Origin of the sequence: Zoogloea sp. LCSB751, from assembly GCF_002028455.1 — a bacterium.
Lineage (GTDB): Bacteria > Pseudomonadota > Gammaproteobacteria > Burkholderiales > Rhodocyclaceae > Zoogloea.
In genome coordinates, this window is the sequence record NZ_MWUM01000057.1 from 1 (window position 1) to 2,997 (window position 2,997).

The following is a 2,997-nucleotide window of genomic DNA, read 5'->3' on the forward strand; positions in this document are numbered from 1 at the left end:
CCGCGCCCGTCCAAAAGCAGATGGGTGCGGCCATGCCATCAGGGTTGAAAACTCATGATTGACTGGTCTGAACTTGTTGCCAAATCGCTGCCAGATTTGCCCAAAAATGAGGCAAAAATGCCGTGTTCCGAGTCGGATGGTCGGAATACGGTCCAAAAATCCGATCACGTCGGAACAGCGGAAAGCCGCGCCAGCACTGCGTTTGCGGGCTTTGTTCCGACTGGCCCGACCTTTCCGACAGGTTTAGAAGGGAGAAGGGAAGAGACGAGCAAAAACAGCACTCCATCGTCATTAAAAAACTCGGACGGGGGTGGTGCTGAGGAAGGCTTTGCGCCATGGGGAGAAACCCACGAAACCACCTGCTTGACCTGTCGGCACTTCGCGCGTCCCGGCCTGGCCGACGGGTTGTGTGGTGGCGGCCGTGACGACCTGCCCCCTGCGTATGGTCCCCTCCACCCGCTCCGCCAGCTCCCGCCCGACCGGGGCGCCAACTGCCCCGTCTGGCTGCGGGATACCCGCTGAGGGGGGGTAAGGGGGTCAAATCCGCTACGGAAAAGGTCTCTCGGGACCGGTTGTGTAGCTAGATTTTTTCGTGCGGAGGTTTTGGGGGGGTGGGGGGGCTTCAGATCAGCCCTCCTCAAAACGGTCGGAATAGTCGGTACGGTCGGAATAAAAATCGGAAACCCAGCAAGGACGCGGCTTTGCGGGGGGGTGTTTGTTCCGACATATGTAGTGAACTAATCGGAACAAACTATATAGGGTCGGAACACGCGTCGGGTTCTGCGCAGGCGCTTTCCCTTCCAAATCTGGCGCAGAGTGCGCCCCGCGCCCAACTCCCCCGGCTGTCGTTCAAAGGGGCTTGACGCGTCCACGATGCCGGGTTGATACTCGCCACCGTCACCTAGACAGTGGTGACCGGGTTGGGAAGCCCGGATAAGCTCAGGCCGATGAGGCCGCGTTCGTCGCGGCTTTTTTACGTCGGTTACATGGTTGCGCCTGTTCAATGGTGGGCCGTGTGAGGCAGCCGCGAGGCTGGCCGGTCCCTGAGCCCGGTACTTCCCACCTCACACGGTTCTGCCACCCCGTTGGGAAGCGGGGTGCGGATATTTAGACCGCAGCTCAGGAGTACCGCACCATGGCAATCCTCGCCTTGGCGTGCAGACGTTTGCACGCGCCTGCATCCCCCATCCTCACCTTGAATCTGTACCGCGCCCTGCGTCGTTTCGCTGGCCCGGCCCTGGCTTTCCGCCTGACCTTTGCCAGGAGGGCCGGAGCATGAGCACCCGCACCTTCAAGGCACCGCCCTCGACGCAGCCGCGCCGCACGGGCCTGGCCCCGCTGTTCAGCTACCTGACGGCCGCCACCCCGGCCATGCCGGCCCCGATATCCCGCCGCGTGGCCGACATCGCCGCCCTCGACGACCTGCCGCGGCAGCGTCGCCCGTTCGTGAAGGGGGATCGGTCATGAGCACGTCACCGATCCTCGTTCCCCAAGAGCTGGTCGTCTACTTCCATCGCGACCTCGGCATATGCGAATACCACGGCACGCGGGCCCAGTTGGAGGCAGAGGGGCTGATTCCCGATGGACTGGAGTGGCCCCGGAACTATGCCGACCTCCGGTGGGAGTCCGATCAATTCGAGTTCTCGCTCAGCCGACGGCGGCCTGCAGGTGCCAAGGGGCCGCAACGCCAGTTCTTCAATTGCGATTGGTGGCATCTGGGCTGGAGGCCGATTGCTGCCCCCAGCTTTGAGGAAAGGCGGATTCAGCACAAGTTCCGCGAGCTGGCCGCAATGATTCAACGCCACAGCCCCGAGGGCAAAGCGGAGTGGAACCGGAATTACTTCCGCTACATGGACGCCTGCCAGGATCAGGGATTCCAGGCATTCAAGGCCTTGGTGCCTGGCCTGGTGCCGCCGCCGCGGGCTCGGAGAGCCGCAAGGGGCGTAGCTTCCGGGGGCACGGTTTCGAATGGGGGTGAAGCATGAAGAAGCTTCAAACCGTGGCGGCCCCGGTGGCCACGCCTCAATCGGATCTCCTGGACGACGTGGCGGTTTGCCTCGAGTGCAGTGGTGAGACGTTCAACCGTCTGGCGGCCCTGATGCAGGTTCTCAAGGACAAGGCGCCCAAGGATTCCGATGCCGCCGTCCTCGCGGACCTTGGTTGGACGCTCGCTTGCGATGCCCAGGTCTATGCGCGGGAAGCGCTCGCCCAGCTGAATGAGCGGGGGCAATCATGACCACCCAACGCTTCGACGCCGCCCACCTCGCCCACGTGATCGCCTTCCTGGAAGCGCAGGCCGCCGACAGCCGGCGGCAGGCCAGCAAGGAAGCCGGCCAGGGGCAAGCCTTCTACCAGGGGCGTGTCAGCGCCTTCGAGCTGGCCTTGTCCGTACTGCGGGGGGATGGCGATGACCATGCCGCACACTGACCCTCGCACCGCCTGGCGCTGCTCTCCAGGCCGGCGCCTTCCAGCCTACGCCCGCGACCTGGCCGACGCCCGCGCGCGGGATCTGGTGCCCACCCAGCGCCAGGTGGTGGTCTTCCTCGACCACTGGCCGGCTGGGCCGATCACCGGCCTGGGTCCGGCGATCTGCTGCCCGCCGGGCTTCCATCCGGCCCGTCTCGATTGGCGTTACCTGGCGGCCCTATCAGTGCTGGTGGTGCCGCCACCGGTGCCGGACGGGGTGCGCCTGCGCCATCTGCTGGCCGAGCTGGTATCGGCACGCCCCAAGCGGCTGATCCTGCTGCGGCCGGGCGGCACGCCGGCGGCGGAGTTCATCGTCAGCGAGGCCCACGGGCAGGAGGTGCAGCCATGAAGGCACCGCCCCCCTATGAGCCGGCCCGCCTGGAGGAACGGGCCGCCCTGGCCCCGGCGTTGGGCGATCCGCGTACCTGGCCGGTCGCCTCCTGGCCCGATCCCCTGCCGCTGCCGGAAGGCCTCGCGCCGGTCGCCCCGTTCGACTACGCGCTGCTGCCGGATCGGCTGCGGCCGTGGGTG

At 65.6% G+C, this 2,997-nt stretch carries 6 protein-coding genes; all 6 read left to right on the forward strand.

The window, feature by feature from the left end; all coding sequences use genetic code 11:
* Window positions 1-1,275: 1,275 nt before the first annotated feature.
* The gene (locus B4920_RS25590; protein WP_079437568.1) at window positions 1,276-1,467 is read left to right on the forward strand and encodes a hypothetical protein; all 192 of its coding nucleotides are present in this window, start codon (window positions 1,276-1,278) and stop codon (window positions 1,465-1,467) included.
* Window positions 1,464-1,985, forward strand: a complete 522-nt coding sequence (locus B4920_RS25595; protein ID WP_079437569.1) for a hypothetical protein — start codon at window positions 1,464-1,466, stop codon at window positions 1,983-1,985. Before B4920_RS25590 ends, B4920_RS25595 begins: the two co-directional genes overlap by 4 nt.
* Complete coding sequence (locus tag B4920_RS25600; protein WP_079437570.1) at window positions 1,982-2,236, forward strand: hypothetical protein; 255 nt, start codon at window positions 1,982-1,984, stop codon at window positions 2,234-2,236. Before B4920_RS25595 ends, B4920_RS25600 begins: the two co-directional genes overlap by 4 nt.
* Complete coding sequence (locus B4920_RS25605) at window positions 2,233-2,427, forward strand: hypothetical protein (RefSeq protein WP_079437571.1); 195 nt, start codon at window positions 2,233-2,235, stop codon at window positions 2,425-2,427. The genes B4920_RS25600 and B4920_RS25605 overlap by 4 nt, the downstream gene beginning before the upstream one ends.
* Window positions 2,414-2,815, forward strand: coding sequence for a hypothetical protein (locus B4920_RS25610; RefSeq protein ID WP_079437572.1), 402 nt, complete (start codon window positions 2,414-2,416; stop codon window positions 2,813-2,815). Before B4920_RS25605 ends, B4920_RS25610 begins: the two co-directional genes overlap by 14 nt.
* A partial coding sequence (locus B4920_RS25615) for a hypothetical protein (RefSeq protein ID WP_139379632.1) occupies window positions 2,812-2,997 on the forward strand: 186 nt, incomplete at its 3' end. The genes B4920_RS25610 and B4920_RS25615, both read left to right, overlap by 4 nt.